This is a genomic window from Actinomycetes bacterium, from assembly GCA_035506535.1.
Classification (GTDB): Bacteria; Actinomycetota; Actinomycetes; order DATJPE01; family DATJPE01; genus DATJPE01.
The window spans coordinates 14,223-33,827 of record DATJPE010000093.1; the positions used below are offsets into that span (position 1 = coordinate 14,223).

Annotated in this window: 15 protein-coding genes; 13 read left to right on the forward strand and 2 right to left on the reverse strand. The window is 69.9% G+C overall.

The window, feature by feature from the left end; genetic code table 11:
- Positions 1-31: 31 nt before the first annotated feature.
- Complete coding sequence (locus VMI11_14480) at positions 32-1,078, reverse strand: lysylphosphatidylglycerol synthase transmembrane domain-containing protein (GenBank protein HTY73603.1); 1,047 nt, start codon at positions 1,076-1,078, stop codon at positions 32-34.
- 267 nt (positions 1,079-1,345) lie between these two features.
- Between VMI11_14480 and VMI11_14485 the strand changes: the two genes are divergently transcribed.
- From VMI11_14485 to sulP, 13 genes are all read left to right on the forward strand, one after another.
- Entirely contained in the window at positions 1,346-2,749 is a 1,404-nt protein-coding gene (locus VMI11_14485; GenBank protein HTY73604.1) for a cytochrome ubiquinol oxidase subunit I, read from the forward strand.
- Between the two features lie 10 nt (positions 2,750-2,759).
- Positions 2,760-3,797 carry a cytochrome d ubiquinol oxidase subunit II gene (gene cydB / locus VMI11_14490; GenBank protein ID HTY73605.1) on the forward strand — a complete coding sequence of 346 codons (1,038 nt, stop codon included), beginning with the start codon at positions 2,760-2,762 and terminating at the stop codon, positions 3,795-3,797.
- Positions 3,794-4,561: a glucose 1-dehydrogenase gene (locus tag VMI11_14495; protein ID HTY73606.1), complete on the forward strand. Its 768-nt coding sequence runs from the start codon at positions 3,794-3,796 to the stop codon at positions 4,559-4,561. The genes cydB and VMI11_14495 overlap by 4 nt, the downstream gene beginning before the upstream one ends.
- 20 nt (positions 4,562-4,581) lie before the next feature.
- A complete protein-coding gene (locus VMI11_14500) occupies positions 4,582-5,883 on the forward strand; it encodes an NAD(P)/FAD-dependent oxidoreductase (GenBank protein ID HTY73607.1) in 1,302 nt (433 codons plus the stop codon).
- Positions 5,884-5,907: 24 nt separating this feature from the next.
- The gene (locus VMI11_14505; protein HTY73608.1) at positions 5,908-7,461 is read left to right on the forward strand and encodes a GMC family oxidoreductase; all 1,554 of its coding nucleotides are present in this window, start codon (positions 5,908-5,910) and stop codon (positions 7,459-7,461) included.
- A gap of 217 nt (positions 7,462-7,678) precedes the next feature.
- Complete coding sequence (locus VMI11_14510) at positions 7,679-8,032, forward strand: hypothetical protein (protein ID HTY73609.1); 354 nt, start codon at positions 7,679-7,681, stop codon at positions 8,030-8,032.
- 72 nt (positions 8,033-8,104) lie between these two features.
- Positions 8,105-8,194 carry a K(+)-transporting ATPase subunit F gene (kdpF, locus tag VMI11_14515; GenBank protein HTY73610.1) on the forward strand — a complete coding sequence of 30 codons (90 nt, stop codon included), beginning with the start codon at positions 8,105-8,107 and terminating at the stop codon, positions 8,192-8,194.
- A complete protein-coding gene (gene kdpA / locus VMI11_14520; GenBank protein ID HTY73611.1) occupies positions 8,194-9,855 on the forward strand; it encodes a potassium-transporting ATPase subunit KdpA in 1,662 nt (553 codons plus the stop codon). Before kdpF ends, kdpA begins: the two co-directional genes overlap by 1 nt.
- Positions 9,855-12,014, forward strand: coding sequence for a potassium-transporting ATPase subunit KdpB (gene kdpB, locus VMI11_14525; GenBank protein HTY73612.1), 2,160 nt, complete (start codon positions 9,855-9,857; stop codon positions 12,012-12,014). Before kdpA ends, kdpB begins: the two co-directional genes overlap by 1 nt.
- Complete coding sequence (locus tag VMI11_14530; GenBank protein ID HTY73613.1) at positions 12,011-12,898, forward strand: potassium-transporting ATPase subunit C; 888 nt, start codon at positions 12,011-12,013, stop codon at positions 12,896-12,898. Before kdpB ends, VMI11_14530 begins: the two co-directional genes overlap by 4 nt.
- 33 nt (positions 12,899-12,931) lie before the next feature.
- Positions 12,932-15,562 carry a DUF4118 domain-containing protein gene (locus VMI11_14535; GenBank protein ID HTY73614.1) on the forward strand — a complete coding sequence of 877 codons (2,631 nt, stop codon included), beginning with the start codon at positions 12,932-12,934 and terminating at the stop codon, positions 15,560-15,562.
- Positions 15,559-16,245: a response regulator gene (locus VMI11_14540; GenBank protein HTY73615.1), complete on the forward strand. Its 687-nt coding sequence runs from the start codon at positions 15,559-15,561 to the stop codon at positions 16,243-16,245. The genes VMI11_14535 and VMI11_14540 overlap by 4 nt, the downstream gene beginning before the upstream one ends.
- A 45-nt stretch (positions 16,246-16,290) precedes the next feature.
- Entirely contained in the window at positions 16,291-18,003 is a 1,713-nt protein-coding gene (gene sulP / locus VMI11_14545) for a sulfate permease (GenBank protein ID HTY73616.1), read from the forward strand.
- On the opposite strand, the gene VMI11_14550 is transcribed toward sulP, so the two are convergent.
- Positions 17,978-19,552, reverse strand: coding sequence for an MFS transporter (locus VMI11_14550; GenBank protein ID HTY73617.1), 1,575 nt, complete (start codon positions 19,550-19,552; stop codon positions 17,978-17,980). The two genes, sulP and VMI11_14550, sit on opposite strands and share 26 nt — an antisense overlap.
- Between the last annotated feature and the right edge of the window lie 53 nt (positions 19,553-19,605).

The following is a 19,605-nucleotide window of genomic DNA, read 5'->3' on the forward strand; positions in this document are numbered from 1 at the left end:
GCGGGGGCGCGCGTCCGTGGCGGAGATCGTGTCAGATCACGCGGCGGCGGACGAGGACGGCGAGCACCACTGCACCGGGGATCAGAGGAACCCACACCGTGGCCAGCCGGTAGGCCATGACGGCGCCCACCGCCGGCCCGGCCGGGGCTCCGGCCGCCACGAGAGCCGCGGAGAGCGTGACGTCGAGCGCGCCGAACCCGCCGGGTGAGGGCAGCAGCCCGCTGACGGTGGTCGCCATGAGGAAGACCACGAGCAGGGTGGCCGACGGCAGCGGGACCGACAGACCTCGTGCCATGGCCACGAAGATCCCCGCACTCACGAGCGGGAGGAGCAGGGCGCCGACCCACAGCTGCAGAGCCCGGGCCGGGTTGCGAAGCACGACGATGAGCTCGGGCAGCTGCTGGCGCACCCGGGCCAGCAGCCCATCCCCCGGCCAGGCCACGCGACCACTCCTGCGCCAGGCCCGCGCGCCGATCGCGGCCACCCCTGCGATGAGCACGAGAGCGACGGCAACGCCGCCGAGGAGGCGGTGAGCGTCCGGGCGGGCCTGTCGTACGACCGCTGGAGCGGCGACGAGGGCGACCCCGACCAGCGCGAGGTGGGCGAGCAGCCTGGCCGCGTGGGTGAGCGCCTGGGCTCCCACCGCGGACTCACGGGTGAGGCCCTGGCGGCGAAGGAAGCGGAGGTTCACCGCCAGCCCGCCGGCGCCCGCGGGCAGGAGGTGGTTGGCGCACGATCCCGCGACCTGCACGGCCAGGAGGGGCCGAAGGGGCGGGCGGTGGGTCATCGCGCCCAGCATCGTGGCGGCGCTCGCGAACCACAGGAGGACCACGCCGAGGGCGGCGAGCGACATCCAGAAGGGATCACCGCCGCCCAGGGCGTCCGTGCCGGCCTCGAGATGGGCGTGGTCCACGAGGGCCAGGAGCAGGACTGCCGCCGCGACCAGGAAGCCCACGGCACTGGTGAGCACGGTCGGACGGACTCGCCGGCCGATCCTGACCGGCGGAACAGCCGGCAGGTGCGCGGTGGGGAGCACGGCGGATGGTTCGAGGAGGGCGACGGCCGACTCTGAGCTCACTGCCGTCCTCTCCCGATCGCTTCGCGGTCCCCTCCGGACAGGAGTCGACGCCGGGGGCGCCCGGGTTGAGCGACCAGCGGGTGAACGCGACGAGGCTCACGGTGCGTCGGGTTCCTGAGCCGTTCCTGAGGACCCCCTGGCCACGGGTGGGTCGGACGGGCGCTAGCGTGCCTCGCGTGAACAGCGGGTGAACCCGAGCCAGCGCTCGATCACCCTCCCCTAGGCTCGGAGCGACCAACCCTCCCGGCGGCGAGACACGGAGCCGGTATGTCAGCACTTGACCTGGCGAGGCTGCAGTTCGCCTCGACGAGCATCTACCACTTCCTGTTCGTGCCACTCACCATCGGCATGGCCTTCTTGGTCGCCCTGCTGCACACGGCGTGGTACCGGACCGGCAACCCCGAGTACCGGCGGCTCCTGCGCTTCTTCGGGGCCCTGCTGCTCGTCAACGTCGCGGTCGGGGTGGTCACCGGGCTCGTCCAGGAGTTCGAGTTCGGCATGAACTGGTCGGCTTACTCACGCTTCGTGGGGGACGTCTTCGGGGCGCCGCTCGCCATGGAGGGGCTCGCCGCGTTCTTCCTCGAGTCGACCTTCCTGGGGCTGTGGGTCTTCGGGTGGCGGGTGCTCTCGCCCCGGGTCCACCTGGCGTCAGCCTGGCTCGTCAGCCTCGGCACGGCGCTCTCGGCGGCCTTCATCATGGCCGCGAACTCCTGGATGCAGCACCCGGTGGGCTACACGACCAACGCGGCGAACGGCCGCCCCGAGCTGTCGTCGATCAGCGCGTTGTTCACCAACCCTGTGTTCCTCTGGGGCTACACCCACGTGCTCCTCGCATCTCTGGTCACCGGGTCCCTGGTGATGCTGGCCGCGTCGTCGTGGTACCTGCGCCGCCAGGAGCACGTCGAGCTGTTCCACCGGACCTCGAAGCTCTCGCTCGCGGTGCTGCTCCCGGCGATCGCGCTGACCCTCGCGGTGGGCAGCCACCTAGGGATCATCGAGGACCAGTACCAGCCGATGAAGATCGCGGCCGCCGAGGCGCAGTGGACCACGTGCCAGCCATGCTCCTTCTCGGTGTTCCAGGTCGGCGGCGGCAACAACGACCACACCCCGACCAAGATCATCCAGATCCCGCACCTGCTGTCCTTCCTGGCCACCGGGACCTGGGACGGGCAGGTCCAGGGGATGGACGAGCTGAACGCCCAGTACCAGAAGACGTACGGCCCCGGGAACTACGAGCCGAACGTGTTCATCCAGTACTGGTCGATGCGTCTCATGGCCTACACGGGCACAGCCGTCTTCCTGCTGGCCGTCTGGGGGGTGTGGCTGCTCTGGCGGCGCAGGATCGCGCGCGCCAGGGTCTTCCTGTGGCTGGCCACGTGGGCGGCGATCACGCCGATCATCATGAACACCGCCGGGTGGATGCTCACCGAGAGCGGACGCCAGCCCTGGATCGTGCAAGGCCTCATGAAGACCGCCAACGGCGTCTCCCCGTCGGTGAGCACGACCGAGGTGGTGCTGAGCCTGCTGGCCTTCTACGGCGCGTACATCGTGCTCGGGATCGCCAACGTCTACCTCATGCTGCGCTTCGCGCGCCGCGGCCTGGCCCTCGAGGAGGAGCCGGAGGCGGTCGAGGCGGCGGCATCCGAGCGCGTCCCGGCGCTGACGTACTAGGAGTCCCGAGATGAGCCTGCCGCTGTTCTGGTTCGCCGCCATCGCCGTCTTGTGGACGGGCTTCTTCGTCCTCGAGGGCTTCGACTTCGGAGTCGGGATGCTGCACCGCTTCCTCGGTCGGACCGACCTCGAGCGCCGTGTCTACATCAACAGCATCGGCCCGTTCTGGGACGGCAACGAGGTCTGGTTGATCGTCGGCGGAGCAGCCATCTTCGCCGCGTTCCCAGGCTGGTACGCCACCTGGTTCTCGGCGGGCTACCTCGCGCTGGTGGTGGTCCTGCTGGCCCTCATGGCCCGCGGTGTGTCCTTCGAGTACCGGGGACGCCGGGACACCGCGCGCTGGCGTGAGGGGTGGTCGTGGTCGTTGGTCGCGGGGAGCGCCCTGCTGCCCCTGCTGCTCGGGGTGGCCCTCGGCGACCTGCTCGCGGGCCTGCCGGTCGACTCCTCTCAGGAGTTCACGGGGAACTTCTGGGACCTGCTGACCCCGTACGGACTGTTCCTGGGCGTGACCCTGCTCGTTCTCTGCATCGTGCACGGTGCGACGTTCCTGACACTGCGCACCTTCGACGGGCTGCGTGACCGGGCGCACGGCGTGGCCCGCGTCATGTCGTGGCCGGCGCTGGTGCTCGTGCTCGGGTACGCGGTCTGGACGCTGAGCCTGTCCTCGGCGGGCTTCTGGTGGGGCACGCTCCCGCTGCTCGTCGCCGTCGCGTCCGCTGCTCTGGCCGTGTGGTTCGCGCAAGGTGGGCGCGAGGGCGCCGCCTTCGCCGCCACAGCCGTGACGATCGGGGTCACGGTCCTGTCCCTGTTCACCAACCTCTACCCCGACGTGCTCGTGTCGAGCACCAGCTCGGCCTACGACCTGACCGTCGCCGGCACGGCGTCCAGCCACTACGCGCTGCAGGTCATGACCATCGTCGCGCTGGTCTTCGTCCCGTTGGTCCTGCTCTACCAGGGATGGACCTTCGTCGTGTTCCGCCGCCGGATCGGGCTGCCGCCCGGCTCGGTTGATGTCCCCCATTCCACCGACCAAGGAGCGCCCGTATGAGCCTGCACGGCAAGGTCGCCATCGTCACCGGCGGCAACAGCGGTATCGGCAAGTCGATCGTCCTCGCCCTCGCCGAGCAGGGAGCCAGCGTCGCCATCGACTACGTGGCGAACGAGCTCGCGACCGAGGAGCTGGAGAAGCAGGTGTTCGCCCTCGGCGACCGCGCGATCGGCATCGACGCGGATGTCAGCAAGGTGGCGGACCTGCAGATGCTCATCGCTGCGACCGTGGCCAACTTCGGCCGGGTGGACATCATGGTGAACAACGCGGGGATCGAGACCCGCACGTCGATCCTCGACACCACCGAGGAGCAGTACGAGCGCGTCATGGAGATCAATCTCAAGAGCGCCTTCTTCGGCACCCAGCTCGCGGCTCAACAGATGATCAAGCAGGGGGGCGGCGGCCGCATCATCAACATCTCCTCCGTGCACGAGGACTGGCCCATGCCGGGGAACACCGCGTACTGCCTGTCCAAGGGTGGGATGCGCATGCTCACGCGCACCGCCGGCGTCGAGCTCGGCGCGCATGGCATCACGGTGGTGGGCCTCGGGCCGGGCGCGGTCGCCACGCCCATCAACACCTCGACGATGAACGACCCCGAGAAGATGCGCACGCTCGACGCGGCGATCCCGCTGGGACGGATGGCCCAGCCGGAGGAGATCGGCGGCGTGGTGGCCTTCCTGGCCAGTGATGAAGCCGCCTACCTCACCGCCACGACCGTCTTCGTCGACGGCGGGATCATGCACAGCAGCCCGGGACTTTGAGCCGGGGACCGAGGAGGATCATGGTGACGACCAGCGCGGTGGTCGTGGGCGGTGGCCTCGCCGGGGTGGCTAGCGTCCAGGAGCTCAGCAAGCTTGGGGCCCACGTCACGCTGGTCGACCGCAACGACTACCACCAGTTCCAGCCGTTGCTCTATCAGGTGGCGACCGCCCAGCTCCCGGCGGAGGACATCGCGCGCCCGTTGTCGGAGATCGTCGACGGTCTCCCCGGCGCCACCTTCCTCCAGGGTGAGGTCACCGCGATCGACCCGGAGACCAGGTCGGTGACGGTCGACGGCGACCGGGTGCTGCCCGCGGACGTGCTCGTCCTGGCCGCGGGCGGCGTTCCGGCCTTCCACGGCGTCGCAGGTGCGGACGAGCACACCTTCCCGCTGTACTCCGTCGCCGACGCGGAGCGGCTGCGGTTGCACCTTCGTGAGGTCCTCGACCGGGCCATGGAGGGCTCGGGTGACGCCGACGTGGTCGTCGTCGGCGCCGGCCCGACGGGGGTCGAGACCACGGGCGCGGTGTGCGAGCTGGTCCGCGCTCTCGAGGCCGTGGGCCGGATTCCGGCGGGACGTCTCAGCGTGCATCTCGTCGACGCCGGGCACACCCTGCTCCCGGCCTTCTCCGACCGGGCGCACCGTTACGCCTTCGACTCCCTCGCGGCCCTCGGAGCCGACATCCGACTGGAGCACGGGGTCGCCGCGGTCCATGCCGACCACGTCGTCCTGCAGGACGGCACCAGCCTCGCCGCGACCACGGTGGTGTGGGGCGGCGGCGAGAGCGGCGCGCCGGTCGCCTCGCTGCTCGGAGTGCCTCTGGGCCGAGGCGGACGGATCGATGTCACACCCGAGCTGACCGTCCCCGGCCTCGACGGGGTGTACGCCGTCGGCGACGTGGCCAACGTGCCGGCGATGGACAGGCACGGAGAAGCCGACGGTGTCCTCCCCCAGCTGGGCTCGGTGGCCCAGCAGAGCGGTTCGTGGGCCGCCCGCAACGCCATGGCGGTCGTGGTCGGTCACAAGGCACACCCGTTCCATTACAAGGACAAGGGCATCATGGCGATGATCGGGCGCAACGCCGCCGTCGCCGAGATGGGCCGACGACGGCACGAGATCGACGGGCCGGTCGCCTTCGGGGCCTGGCTCGGCGTCCACGCGATGCTGCTCAGTGGCGTGCACAGCCGCACGGACGCGTTCTTGTCGTGGGCCCGGAACTACGCCGACCGGGACCACGCCGCTGTCGTCGAGTCCTGGTCCAACCCACGCCGCATCGTCTGGGCCGACGACGACGTGGACCGACCGCACATCCTGCCGAGCTGAGCTGATCTGTCGAAAGGGACGAGCATGGCCGACCACTACGACGTCATCGTCATCGGGTCCGGGGCCGGCGGAGGGACGCTGGTGCACCGCCTCGCCCCATCGGGCACGAGGGTCCTGCTGCTCGAACGAGGCGACTGGCTGCCGCGTGAGATCCAGAACTGGGACGCGGATGCGGTCTTCGTCCAGAACCGCTACGTCTCGGCGGACACGTGGTACGACGCGGAGGGGCGGTCCTTCCAACCGCAGGTGCATTACTACGTCGGTGGGTCGACCAAGCTCTACGGCGCGGCTCTCTACCGGCTCCGGGAGAAGGACTTCGGCGAGCTGGTCCACCACGGGGGCACCTCCCCCGCGTGGCCCGTCGGATACGACGTGTTCGAGCCCTACTACACCCAGGCCGAGGCGCTCTACCAGGTCCACGGGGACCGCGGGGCCGACCCCACGGAGCCGCCCGCCAGCGGACCGTACCCGTTCCCGCCCGTGTCGCACGAACCGCGGATCCAGCAGCTCTTCGACGACATGACCAAGGCCGGGCTGCACCCGTTCCACTCGCCTTCGGGCATCATGCTCGACGAGGCGGACATGGCGATGAGCCCCTGTATCCGCTGTGCCACCTGCGATGGCTTCCCGTGCCTCGTCCACGCCAAGGCGGACTCTGACGTCATCGCGGTGCGCCCGGCGCTTCGCCACCCGAATGTGACCCTGCTTCGCAACGCCCATGTCCATCGGCTGATCGCCGACTCCTCGGGGCATACGGTCACCGAGGTCGTCGCGAGCGTCGACGGGGAGGAGCAACGGTTCAGCGCTTCCATCGTCGTGCTCTCGGCCGGCGCTGCGAACACGGCGAAGATCCTTCTCGCCAGCGCCGACGACAAGCACCCTCACGGGCTGGCGAACGGCTCCGACCAGGTCGGGCGCAACTACGTCTTCCACAACAGCAGGGCGTTCCTCGCCATCTCCAAGGAGAAGAACGACACGCGTTTCCAGAAGACGCTGGGCGTGAACGACTTCTACTTCGGGGACGACGAGTTCGACTGGCCCATGGGGAACATCCAGATGGTGGGCAAGTCCTCGGCTCCCATGTACCGGGGCGAGAAGCCGGTTGAGGCGCACCTGGCACCGATGTTCGCCCTGGAAGACGTCGCCGAGCACGCCGTGGACTTCTGGCTCTCCGCGGAGGACCTCCCCCTCCCGGACAACCGGGTGACGCTCAACGAGGACGGCGACATCGTCCTCGCGTACACCCCCAACAACAGAGAGCCGCTGGAACAGCTCTACCGCCGCGTGAAGAGCCGCCTCGACCACCTCGGCATGCATCCTGACCATCTCGTCCCGCGCGACGTCTATATGAAGAACGACATCCCGGTGGCCGGCTGCGCGCATCAGGCGGGGACGGCCCGGTTCGGCACGGATCCGGCCACCTCGGTCCTGGACGTCAACTGCAAGGCGCACGAGCTCGACAACCTGTATGCGGTCGACACCAGCTTCTTCCCGAGCATCGGCGCGGTGAACCCGGCCCTCACCGCCATCGCCAACGCGCTTCGCGTCGGAGACCACCTGATCGAGCGCCTGGGATGAGGCCCGGCTCATGACGCTCCTCCGAGCACACCGACGGGACGCTCGGCGTTAGAAACTCGTCAGGATCACCCCCCGGGTCGTGAAGGGGGCGTGAATTCGAGGGGCGGGGTCCGGCTCCGGTAGTCGAATGGTCGTGCCGCCAGCCGGCGGCCATCGACGAGGAGCGGTTGTGTCAACCACGAACGAGGCCTCACGGCGCCTGAGCCGACGCGGACCCATGCCCGCGGAGATCGAGCTGTCCATCGGGGCCCTGGCCGTGATCGCGGGTGCCCTGGTCGCGTCGACCGTCCCCCACGCCGAGGCGGTCACCCGGACCCTGGTGCTCGCCCTCGCGGTAGGGGTCTTCGCCTGGTGGGCGAACGACTGGCGACCCATTGCGGCCAGCGCGTGCCTGGCATTCCTCGTGGCCGATGGATTCCTCGTCGACCGCTATGGGAACCTCCAATGGCACGGTTGCGCTGACGCGCTGCGAGTGGTGGCCTTCTTCGTCGCGGCCGCAACCGGCTGGTGGGCCAGCGGAGGGCGTTGGGCCGATGAGACAGAACCTCTCGAGGAGGAGTCCGGTGAGTGACGTCGTGTTCGTGGTCCTGACCGTCGTGCTGTTCGCCGCGATGGCGCTGCTGATCAAGGCACTGGAGCGGTTGTGAGCGCCGCCAACGTCGTCGGGCTGGTCATCTCGGCCCTCGTCCTCGCCTTCCTCGTCTACGCCCTGCTGTTCCCCGAGAGGTTCTGATGTCCGACACCTGGGCGGGAGTGCTCTTCATCGGCACGCTCGTGCTCGCGCTGGCCCTCGCCTATCGACCGCTGGGCGACTACATGTACCGCGTGATCAGTTCGAAACGTCATCTGCGCGTCGAGCGGCTCATCTATCGGCTCGTGGGCGTCGACGCGGACGGCGAGATGGCCTGGGGGACGTACGCGCGAAGTGTCGTGGTCTTCTCGGCCCTCTCGGTCCTCTTCCTGTACGGCTTCGAACGCGTCCAGAACCACCTGTGGCTGTCGTTGGGATTCCCCGCGGTGCCAGGTCCGCTGGCGTGGAACACCGCCATCAGCTTCATCACCAACACGAACTGGCAGAACTACTCCGGCGAGTCGACGATGGGCCACCTGGTCCAGATGGCCGGGCTGGCGGTCCAGAACTTCGTCTCGGCCGCCGTCGGGATCGCGGTGGCGGTGGCGCTCGTGCGCGGCTTCGCCCGCAAGCACACCGACCGACTGGGCAGCTTCTGGGTCGACCTCGTGCGGATCGTCCTGCGCATCCTGCTGCCGATCGCCTTCGTCGGTGCCATCGTCTTCGTCGCCGCTGGCATGGTGCAGAACCTGTCCTCAGGTACCGACGTGCACACCCTCGCCGGTGCCACGCAGCACATCACGGGCGGCCCGGTCGCCAGCCAGGAGATGATCAAGGAGCTCGGGACCAACGGTGGCGGCTTCTACAACGTCAACAGCGCGCACCCGTTCGAGAACCCCACCGCCTGGACGAACTGGCTGGAGGTGTTCTTCCTGCTGGTCATCTCCTTCTCGCTCCCCCGCACCTTCGGACGGATGGTCGACGACAACCGGCAGGGCTACGCCATCGTCAGCGCGATGGCGATCATGGCGCTCGGCAGCGTGATCACGATCAACGTCCTCCAGGGCGCCCACGCCGGAACTGCGCCGCAGTCGATCGGCGCCTCCTACGAGGGTGTGGAGACGCGGTTCGGCGTCCTGCAGTCCGCGACCTTCGCCAGCGCAACGACGCTGACGTCGACCGGGGCGGTGGACTCCTTCCACGACTCCTACACCGCGCTCGGAGGCGGCGTCCCGATCGCGAACATGATGCTTGGCGAGGTCGCACCGGGTGGGACGGGATCGGGTCTGTACGGCATGCTCGTCCTGGCCGTGGTCACGGTCTTCGTCGCCGGCCTCATGGTCGGCCGGACGCCCGAGTACCTCGGCAAGAAGATCGGCTCGCGGGAGATGAAGTTCGCCTCCCTGTACTTCCTCACCACGCCTGCCGTCGTGTTGATCGGCACCGGGGTGGCGATGGCCATCCCGAAGGCACGGGCGTCCATGCTCAACCCCGGGGCGCACGGCCTGTCGGAGGTGCTGTACGCCTTCACCTCGGCCGGCAACAACAACGGTTCGGCCTTCGCCGGGCTCACCGGGAACACGGACTTCTACAACGTCGCCCTCGGTCTCGCGATGGGGATCGGCCGCTTCTTGCCCATCCTCTTCGCCCTGGGTCTGGCCGGCTCGCTGGCCAGGCAGCGCAAGGTCCCCGCGTCCGACGGGACGTTGCCGACCCACGGCCCCCTCTTCGTCGGGATGCTCGTCGGAGTGACGCTGATCCTCATCGCTTTGACGTACCTGCCCGCACTCGCCCTCGGCCCGCTCGCGGAAGGCGTGCACTGATGAGCACCTCCAGCCCGACCCTCCAGCCCGGCTCCGAGACGCGCCGCGTCGGCGGGGGTCTGCTCGACCCCACGATGCTGCTGCGCTCGACACCGGCCGCCGCGAGGAAGCTCAACCCGTTCACACTGTGGCGCAACCCGGTCATGCTCATCGTGGAGATCGGCTCGGTGTTCACCACCGTGCTGGCGATCTCGGAACCGACCGTCTTCGCCTGGCTCACCACGATCTGGCTCTGGCTCACGGTCATCTTCGCCAACCTCGCCGAAGCCGTCGCCGAGGGGCGGGGCAAGGCACAGGCGGACACCTTGCGGCGCGCCAAGCGGGACACGATGGCGCGCCGGGTCACCGGCTGGCGCCCGGGGGCTCGACCGGAGGAGCTCGTCGAGACCTCGGTGGCTGCCGGCCAGCTCCAGCTCGGCGACGTGGTCGTCGTCGAGGCGGGACAGGTCATCCCCGGCGACGGCGACGTCGTCGAGGGCATCGCGAGCGTGGACGAGTCGGCGATCACGGGCGAGTCGGCCCCGGTCATCCGCGAGTCCGGTGGCGACCGCAGCGCGGTCACGGGTGGCACCAAGGTGCTCTCCGACCGGATCGTCGTGAAGATCACCCAGGAGCCTGGGCAGAGCTTCATGGACCGGATGATCGCCCTGGTCGAGGGAGCGAACCGGCAGAAGACCCCGAACGAGATCGCACTCAACATCCTGTTGGCCGCATTGACCATCATCTTCCTGCTGGCCGTCGTGACCCTCCAGCCGCTCGCGATCTACTCCAAGGGCGTGCAGGCCTTCGCTCCGAACACGCAGGCGCTGAACTCGAACGGCATCACCGGGATCGTCATGGTGTCGCTGCTCGTCTGCCTCATCCCGACGACGATCGGAGCGCTCCTCTCGGCCATCGGCATCGCCGGCATGGACCGCCTCGTGCAGCGCAACGTGCTCGCGATGAGCGGCCGCGCCGTCGAGGCCGCGGGAGACGTCAACACCCTCCTGCTCGACAAGACCGGCACCATCACGCTCGGGAACCGGCAGGCGTCGGAGTTCATCCCCGTCGGGGAGGTCGACGAGGCGGACCTGGCCGACGCCGCACAGCTGTCGAGCCTCGCGGACGAGACGCCGGAGGGCCGCTCGATCGTGGTCTACGCCAAGCAGCAGTACGCACTGAGGGAGCGCCACCCCGGGGAGCTGGCTCACGCCACCTGGGTGCCCTTCACGGCGCAGACCCGGATGTCCGGGGTCGACCTGGCCGACGACGGAGTGCCGGCCCGGGAGCTGCGCAAGGGAGCCGCTTCCGCGGTCGCCGAGTGGGTGCGCTCGAGCGGTGGCGACGTACCCGCTGAGACCGGTCAGGTCGTCGATGGGATCTCGGCCTCCGGCGGCACCCCCCTGGTCGTCGGTGAGCGCACCGCGGACGGGGCCCGCGTCCTGGGCGTCATCCACCTCAAGGACGTCGTGAAGGCCGGCATGCGGCAGCGCTTCGACGAGATGCGCCGCATGGGCATCCGCACGGTGATGATCACCGGCGACAACCCGCTCACCGCGCGCGCGATTGCGGAGGAAGCGGGCGTCGACGACTTCCTCGCCGAGGCGACGCCCGAGGACAAGCTCGCCCTGATCCGTCGGGAGCAGGAGGGCGGGAAGCTCGTCGCGATGACCGGCGACGGGACGAACGACGCACCCGCGCTGGCACAGGCCGACGTCGGGGTCGCGATGAACACCGGTACGTCGGCCGCCAAGGAGGCCGGCAACATGGTCGACCTCGACTCGGACCCGACCAAGCTGATCGAGGTCGTGGAGATCGGCAAGCAGCTGCTCATCACGCGCGGCGCGCTGACGACCTTCTCGATCGCGAACGACATCGCGAAGTACTTCGCGATCATCCCGGCGATGTTCGCCGCCATCTACCCAGGTCTCGACAGGCTCAACATCATGCACTTGCACAGTCCGACGTCGGCGATCCTGTCGGCGGTCATCTTCAACGCCCTGGTCATCGTCGCGCTCATCCCGCTGGCGCTGAGGGGGGTCCGCTACACACCGAGCAGCGCGGCGGCGATGTTGCGACGCAACCTGCTCGTGTACGGCCTCGGCGGGATCATCGTTCCGTTCATCGGGATCAAGGCCATCGACCTGATCGTCCAGTACATCCCAGGGATCTCATCATGAGCGCCCGCACTGTCGCCACGAGGGTATGGGCGGCCTTCCGGGTACTGCTCGTGCTCACCGTCGTGTGCGGCTTCATCTACCCGCTGGCGGTCCTCGCGGTCGCCCAGCTGCCGGGACTGCGGCACCACGCGGCCGGATCGCTGGTGACGGTGGACGGCAAGACGGTGGGCAGCGCGTTGATCGGGCAGGCGTACACCGATGCCAAGGGCAACCCGCTGGTCCAGTACTTCCAGTCCCGTCCTTCTGCCGCGGGAGCCGGCTACGACCCCGACGCCACCTCCGCGTCCAACCTGGGGCCGGAGAACATCGTCGACACCCTCGCGAACCCCGCGGACGCGAGCGACACCGGGAAGCAGAGCCTGCTCACGCAGGTGTGCAGCCGGAGCAAGGCCATCGGTGCCCTGGAGGATGTGGACGGCCGACGGCCGTACTGCACGGACAGCGGAGTCGGCGCGGTCCTCGGCGTGTTCTTCCGTGACGGCGACACCGGGCCGGTCACGCGTGTCGTAAGCCTCAACCAGGAGTGCCCGGCGGTGCCGTTCCTCGCCACCTACCGGGGGGTCCGCGTCGAGTGCGCCCGCTACGGCCAGGACTACTCGAAGGCCGTCATCACGCCGATCCGCGGAGACGCTCCGGCGCATCCCGCCGTGCCGGCGGACGCCGTGACCGCGAGCGGGAGCGGCCTCGACCCGAACATCAGCCTGGCCTACGCGGACCTGCAGATCCCCCGCGTTGCGAAGGCGCGCGGGGTCACGGTCGAGCAGGTCGCCGCTCTCGTGCGCCAACACGAGAAGGGACGCGCGCTTGGCTTCCTGGGCGAGCCGGTCGTGGACGTGCTCGCGCTCAACATCGCGCTCGACCAGACCTACCCCTACCACCACTGATCCAGCAAGCACTGACAGACGACGGAGCCGCGCATGTCCAAGGGACGGCTGAGGGTCTACCTCGGCGCGGCGCCCGGCGTCGGCAAGACGTACAAGATGCTCGAGGAGGGCCATCGTCGCAGGGACCGGGGGACCGACGTCGTCGTCGGTTTCGTGGAGTCGCACGGTCGCAAGCAGACTTCGGCCCTCGTCGACGGGCTGGAGGTGGTCCCCAGGCGGACGATCAACTACCGAGGCGCGTCGTTCACCGAGATGGACGTCGACGCCGTCATCGCCCGTCGCCCGGAGGTCGTCCTCGTCGACGAGCTCGCGCACACGAACGTACCGGGGTCGCGCAACGCGAAGCGCTGGCAGGACGTCGAGCAGCTCGTCGAGGCGGGCCTCACGGTCATCACCACGGTGAACATCCAGCACCTGGAGTCCATCAACGACGTCGTGCTGGACATCACCGGTGTCCCCCAGCGCGAGACCGTGCCAGACGAGATCGTCCGCGCTGCCGAGCAGATCGAGCTCGTGGACATGACCCCGGAGGCGCTGCGCCGACGGATGGCGCACGGGAACGTCTACCCACCGGAGAAGGTCGACGCCGCGCTCTCCAACTACTTCCGCGTCGGGAACCTGACCGCGCTGCGCGAGCTGGCCCTGCTGTGGCTGGCCGACAAGGTCGACGACCAGCTCGACCGCTATCGCGCCGAGCACCAGATCTCCCGGCCGTGGGAGACGAGGGAACGGGTCGTCCTCGGGCTGACGGGTGGCCCCGAGGGCGACACCCTGATCCGGCGTGCGGCACGCATCGCTGCGCGGACCAAGGGCGCCGACCTCCTGGCCGTGCACGTCGCACGTGGCGACGGGCTGTCCGGAGCCAGCCCTGCGCACCTCGCCAGGCAGCGCACCCTCGTGGAGGACATCGGCGGTACCTATCACCAGGTGGTTGGCGACGACGTTCCCACCGCCCTGCTGGACTTCGCGCGGGGCGTCAACGCCACCCAGCTCGTCCTGGGGACCAGTCGACGGTCGGCGTTGCGGCGCCTCTTCTCACCCGGGGTCGGGCTGACCACGACCAGCCTCTCCGGACCCATCGACGTGCATCTGGTCACCCACGAGGAGGCCGGGCGTGGCGGCTTGCACGGGATCAGCGCGGGAGCCAGCGGCTGGCGTCGACAGGCGGTCGGCTTCCTCGTCGCCGCCGTGGGACTGCCGCTCCTGACGGTGGTCCTCGCGAACGCCCGCGACCAGCTCTCCCTCGCCAGCGACATCCTGCTCTATCTGGCGATGGTCGTCGTCGTGGCGCTGGTCGGCGGGCTGTACCCGGCCCTTGCCGCCGCGGTCATCGCCTCCCTGCTCCTCAACTACTACTTCACCCCGCCGCTGTACCAGTTCACCATCGCCGAGCATGACAACGTGCTCGCCCTCGGCGTCTTCCTGGCGGTCGGGGCGGTGGTGAGCCTCGCCGTCGACCGGGCCGCTCGGCGCACCAAGGAGGCGGCGCTCGCGAGCGCCGAGGCGGAGACCCTGTCCACCTTGGCCGGCAGCGTCCTGCGGGGCTCACGTCCGCTGCCGGCGCTGCTGGACCAGCTGCGCGAGGCGTTCGGGTTCACCGGGGTGACCCTCCTCGAGCGCCGCCCCGGGTCGGTGGCCGGACCGGACCTCATGCACAGCACGGAGGCCTGGAACGTGGCAGCCGCCGTCGGCAACCGTCCCAGCGCGACGCCGGCCGATGGGGACGCCGACATCCGGGTCGACGACGAGTTCTGCCTCGTCCTGACCGGGCACCAGCCGGCCGCGCGCGACCGGCGGGTCCTCGAAGCCTCCGCGGCGCAGGCCGCGGTCGCCCGCCGGCAGGAACGTCTCGCCGAGGTGGCAGCCACGGCGGACACGCTGTCCCAGGTCGACCAGCTGCGCACGGCGCTGCTCAGCGCGGTCAGCCACGACCTCCGGACGCCGCTCGCGTCGGCGAAGATCGCCGTGGGAGGGCTGCGCAGCAGCGATGTCGAGTTCAGCGACGAGGACCGGGCGGCCCTGCTGGAGACGGTCGAGGACTCCCTCGACCGGCTGAGCCGGCTCGTCGAGAACCTGCTCGACATGAGCCGGTTGCAAGCCGGCGTCCTGGGGGTGTCAGCCCAGCCGATGAGCGTGGCGGAAGCGGTGTCCGCGGCCCTGGACGACCTCGGGGCCGCCGCGCGCAGGGCGGAGGTCGACATCCCCGCCGGCCTCCCCGAGGTCCGTGGCGACCCGGCGCTCGTGGAGCGGATCCTGGTCAACCTGCTGGCGAACGCCCTGCAGTACAGCCCCTCGGGCCACCCTCCGTTGATCATGGTCAGCAGCCACGCGGGGCACGTCGAGACGCGGATCATCGACCACGGACCGGGGATCCCGGTGGCCGACTGGGACCGCGTGTTCCTGCCCTTCCAGCGCCTCGGGGACCGCGACAACGACACGGGCGTGGGCCTGGGACTCGCGCTCTCCCGCGGCCTGGCCGAGGCGATGGGAGGCAGCCTCACCCCGGACCAGACCCCGGGCGGCGGCCTGACCATGACCTTGCGCCTTCGGGCGGCGCAGGTACCGGACGAGCTCGACGAGGAGGTCCCGGTCGAGGCCCAGGACGCCAGCCCGGTGATCCTCGAACGGCTGGACCACTGGCACGACCACCGGAACCCCCGATGACCAGGGTGCTGCTGGTCGAGGACGAGCCGCAGATCCTGCGCGCGTTGCGCATCACGCTGCAGGCGCGCCGCTACGACGTGTCGGTCGCCACCGACGGCTCCTCCGCGCTGAGCGCTGCGTCCCGTTCGCAGCACGACCTGGTCGTCCTCGACCTCGGTCTCCCGGACCTGGACGGTGTCGACCTGATCCGCAGACTCCGGACCCGCAGCGCCGTGCCGATCGTCGTCCTCTCCGGCCGCGCCACGAGCCACGACAAGGTGGACGCGCTCGACGCCGGAGCCGACGACTACGTGACGAAGCCGTTCAGCGTCGATGAGCTGCTGGCCCGCATCCGAGCAGTGACGCGGCGGCGACCCCGCCCCGAGGAGGGGCTCGCCCCCGTCGAGATCGGCCACTATCGCGTCGACTTCGCCTCCCGCACGGTGAGCTGCACGGACGCGACGATGCCGGACGTGAGACTCACACCGACCGAGTGGGAGCTGCTCGGTGCTCTTGCGCGGACCCCGGGCCGGCTCGTGTCGCAACGCGAGCTCCTGCGCACCGTGTGGGGACCCGGGAACGTGGCGGAGACCCACTACCTGCGCCAGTACATGGCGCGGCTGCGAACCAAGCTCGAGGAGGACCCGGCCCGCCCTCGACATCTGGTCACCGAGGCCGGCATGGGGTACCGCTTCCTGCCCTGACAACCGCCATCATGGGCGGTCGTCGGAACCAGCGCAGGAGGGTCCATGGCGTACGCCGTCCCGGGCGTGACGCTCCTGCGGACCTATCGCCGCCAGTGGCTGGCCAAGGATGTCGTCGCCGGCCTCGTCCTGACCGCGCTCCTGGTTCCGCAGGGGATGGCCTACGCGGAGCTGGCGGGCCTGCCGGCGATCACCGGGCTCTACACGTCCATCCTGTGCCTGCTCGGGTACGCCGTCTTCGGGCCGTCGAGGATCCTCGTCCTGGGCCCCGACTCCTCGCTCGGACCGATGATCGCCGCGACGGTCCTCCCCCTCGCCGGCGCCGGGGGTGATCCCGCCCGTGCCGTCGCCCTCGCCTCGGCGCTGTCGCTCATCGTGGGCACGTTCATGGTCCTCGCCGGCGTGGCCAAGCTCGGCTTCGTCGCGGACCTGCTGTCCAAGCCCACGATGATCGGCTACATGAACGGCCTGGCGCTGACGATCCTGGTCGGCCAGCTGCCCAAGCTCTTCGGCTTCTCCGTCGACGCCGACAAGTTCCTCCAGGAGCTCGGCCAGTTCGTCACTGGGGTCGCCGACGGCGACACGGTCCCGGCCGCCCTGGCTGTCGGGCTGCTGGGACTCCTCGTCATCGTGGTCCTCCAGCGTCTGTGGCCGAGGATCCCGGCCGTCCTGGTGGCCGTCGTCGTGTCGATCCTCCTGGCCAGGGTCCTCGACCTCGCTGAGCACGGCGTCGCCCTGGTGGGAGAGCTTCCTCGCGGCTTCCCCCCGTTGACCGTCCCCCACGTCGGCGTCAGCGACCTCACCCTGCTCGTCGGCGGCGCACTGGGGATCGCGCTCGTGTCCCTCGCCGACACGATCTCGACCGCCGGCTCCTTCGCTGCGCGAACCGGCCAGGAGATCGACGGCAGCCGAGAGATGATCGGCATCGGAGCAGCCAACCTCGGGGCGGGTCTGTTCCAGGGCTTCCCCGTGAGCACCAGCGGGTCACGCACCGCCGTGGCCGAGCAGTCGGGGGCGCGGACCCAGGTCACCGGCGTCGTGGGCGCGGGGGCGATCACGCTGCTGCTCCTCCTCGCCCCGGGTCTGCTGCGAAACCTGCCCCAGCCCACGCTCGCGGCCGTGGTCATCGCGGCGTCGGTCACGCTGGCCGACCTCCCGGCCACCGCGCGTCTGTACCGCCAGCGCAGGACCGAGTTCTGGCTGTGCATGGCCGCGTTCGTCGGTGTGACCCTCGTCGGGGTCCTGGCCGGGATCGCCGTGGCGGTGGCGCTGTCGATCGGCAACGTGTTCCGTCGAGCCTGGTGGCCCTACCAGACCGTGCTGGGACGGACGACGGACCGGCACGGCTACCACGACCTGCGCAGCTTCCCCGACGCCGAGCAGCTGCCCGGATGCGTCATCCTGCGCTTCGACGCACCGCTGTTCTTCGCGAACACGAGGGCGTTCCGCGAGCACGTCCGTGAGATCGCGAGGACCGAACCGACCCCGCGCTGGATCGTCGTAGCCGCGGAACCGATCACGGACGTGGACACCACGGCGGCCGACATGCTCGAGGACCTCGACAACGCCCTCAACGCCGAGGGCATCAGCCTGGTGTTCGCGGAGATGAAGGACCCGGTCCGGGAGAAGGTCGAGCGGTACGGGCTCACGCGGACCATCGACCCGGCGCACTTCTACCCGACGTTGGACGACGCCGTCAGTGAGTTTCAGAGGCTGACCGGGGCGATGTGGGTCAAGCCTCGGCCGACCGAGGATTGACCGCGGCCGTCGCGACCACGCTCGCCGCACCCGGCGCGACGTCGGGGATGCGTCCGGTCCAGAAGAGCGACGCGAGGGCGACGATCGCCAGCACGAACAGAGCCGACCGCAGTCCCTTCAGCCGCGCGTCGGCGTTGATCGCCACGACCTCGTCGCTGACCGTGGGACTGACACCAGCATCGTCGAGAGCAGTGCGCAGGTCCGCGTCGGACAGGAAGGGCACGCCGGCAGCCAGCTGCACGTTGGCCTGCTGCTTGACCGAGTCGGGGATGTTCGAGTTCGCCTGGACCCCGGTCAAGAAGCTGCTGGTCAGCGCGGCGATGAGGATGGACCCGGCGAGCGCCGTACCGACGGAGGCGCCCAGGTTGGTCGCGGTGTTCTGCAGGCCGCCGACCTCGGGGCTGCGGTCGTCGGGTACGGCGGAGACCGTGACCGCGCCGAGCTGGGACGCGAGCGCGCCGATCCCGAGCCCGGCGAGCAGCAGCGGGACGGTCACCACTGAGGCGGTCGCGTCGGAGTCGAGCGCGGCGATGAGCACGACGATCCCCGCGAACATCGCGAGGACTCCCACCCGCACGACCCGTCTCGGCGAGGCGGTCGGGAAGAACCTGGGCACCCCGGCCGCCGCGAGCAGCAGCGTGATGGACAGGGGCACGATGCGTGCGCCCGTCTCGAGCGCCGACAGGCCCAGAGCCACCGACAGGAACAGCGGGATGGTGAAGAACAGGCCCATCTGGACGAGGTACTGGAAGAAGAACATGAGCAGGCCGCCGCTCAGCTGGCGGTCGGCCAGGGTCGACGGTCGGATGAGCGGCTGGTCACCGCGCCGCTCGAGCCTCGACTCCCACGCCATGAGCAGCCACAGCAGCACCCCGCCCCCGAGGACGAGCCACACCACCGGGGACAGGTTCAGCAGCGCGGGACCGTCCGGCTTGGGAGTCACCCACCCCCACTCCGAGGAGCGGAGCACCCCGAAGACCACCGCGCCGATCCCGACGGCCGAGAGCACGACGCCCGGCCAGTCGATGCTCGGCCGCGCCTCGGGCGCGGCGTCGACGATGCGGCGCGCCAGGAACAGGATCCCCACGACCAGGACCACCTCGCCGGCGAACACCCAGCGCCAGGAGAAGTACGTCGTCGCGAAGCCGCCCACCAGGGGACCGACCGCGATGGCGACCGCCCCGGCCGCCATGACCAGACCGTAGGCACGGGGCCGCCCGGCCGGAGGGACGTTGCCCGCGACCAGCGCGACGATCGCCGGCAGGATCAGCGCGGCGCCGAGCCCCTCGAGCACCGACCAGCCGAGGATCAGCACCCCGAGGTTCGGGGCGATCGCGGTCGTCAACGAGCCGGCGCCGTACACGACCGAGCCGATCGTGAACGCGCGACGGCGCCCGATGATCGAGCCGACCTTGCCGCCCGTCACCATGGCCATCGCCATGACGAGGGTGTAGAGCGTGATGGCGGTCTGGACGCCCGTGACCGTGGTGCCGAGATCCTTGGCAACGGTCGCGATCGACACGTTCATGACCGAGCTGTCGAGGGCCATGAGGAACTGGGCGGCCCCGAGGGTGATGAGGACGGTGCGGACCGACGAGGGAT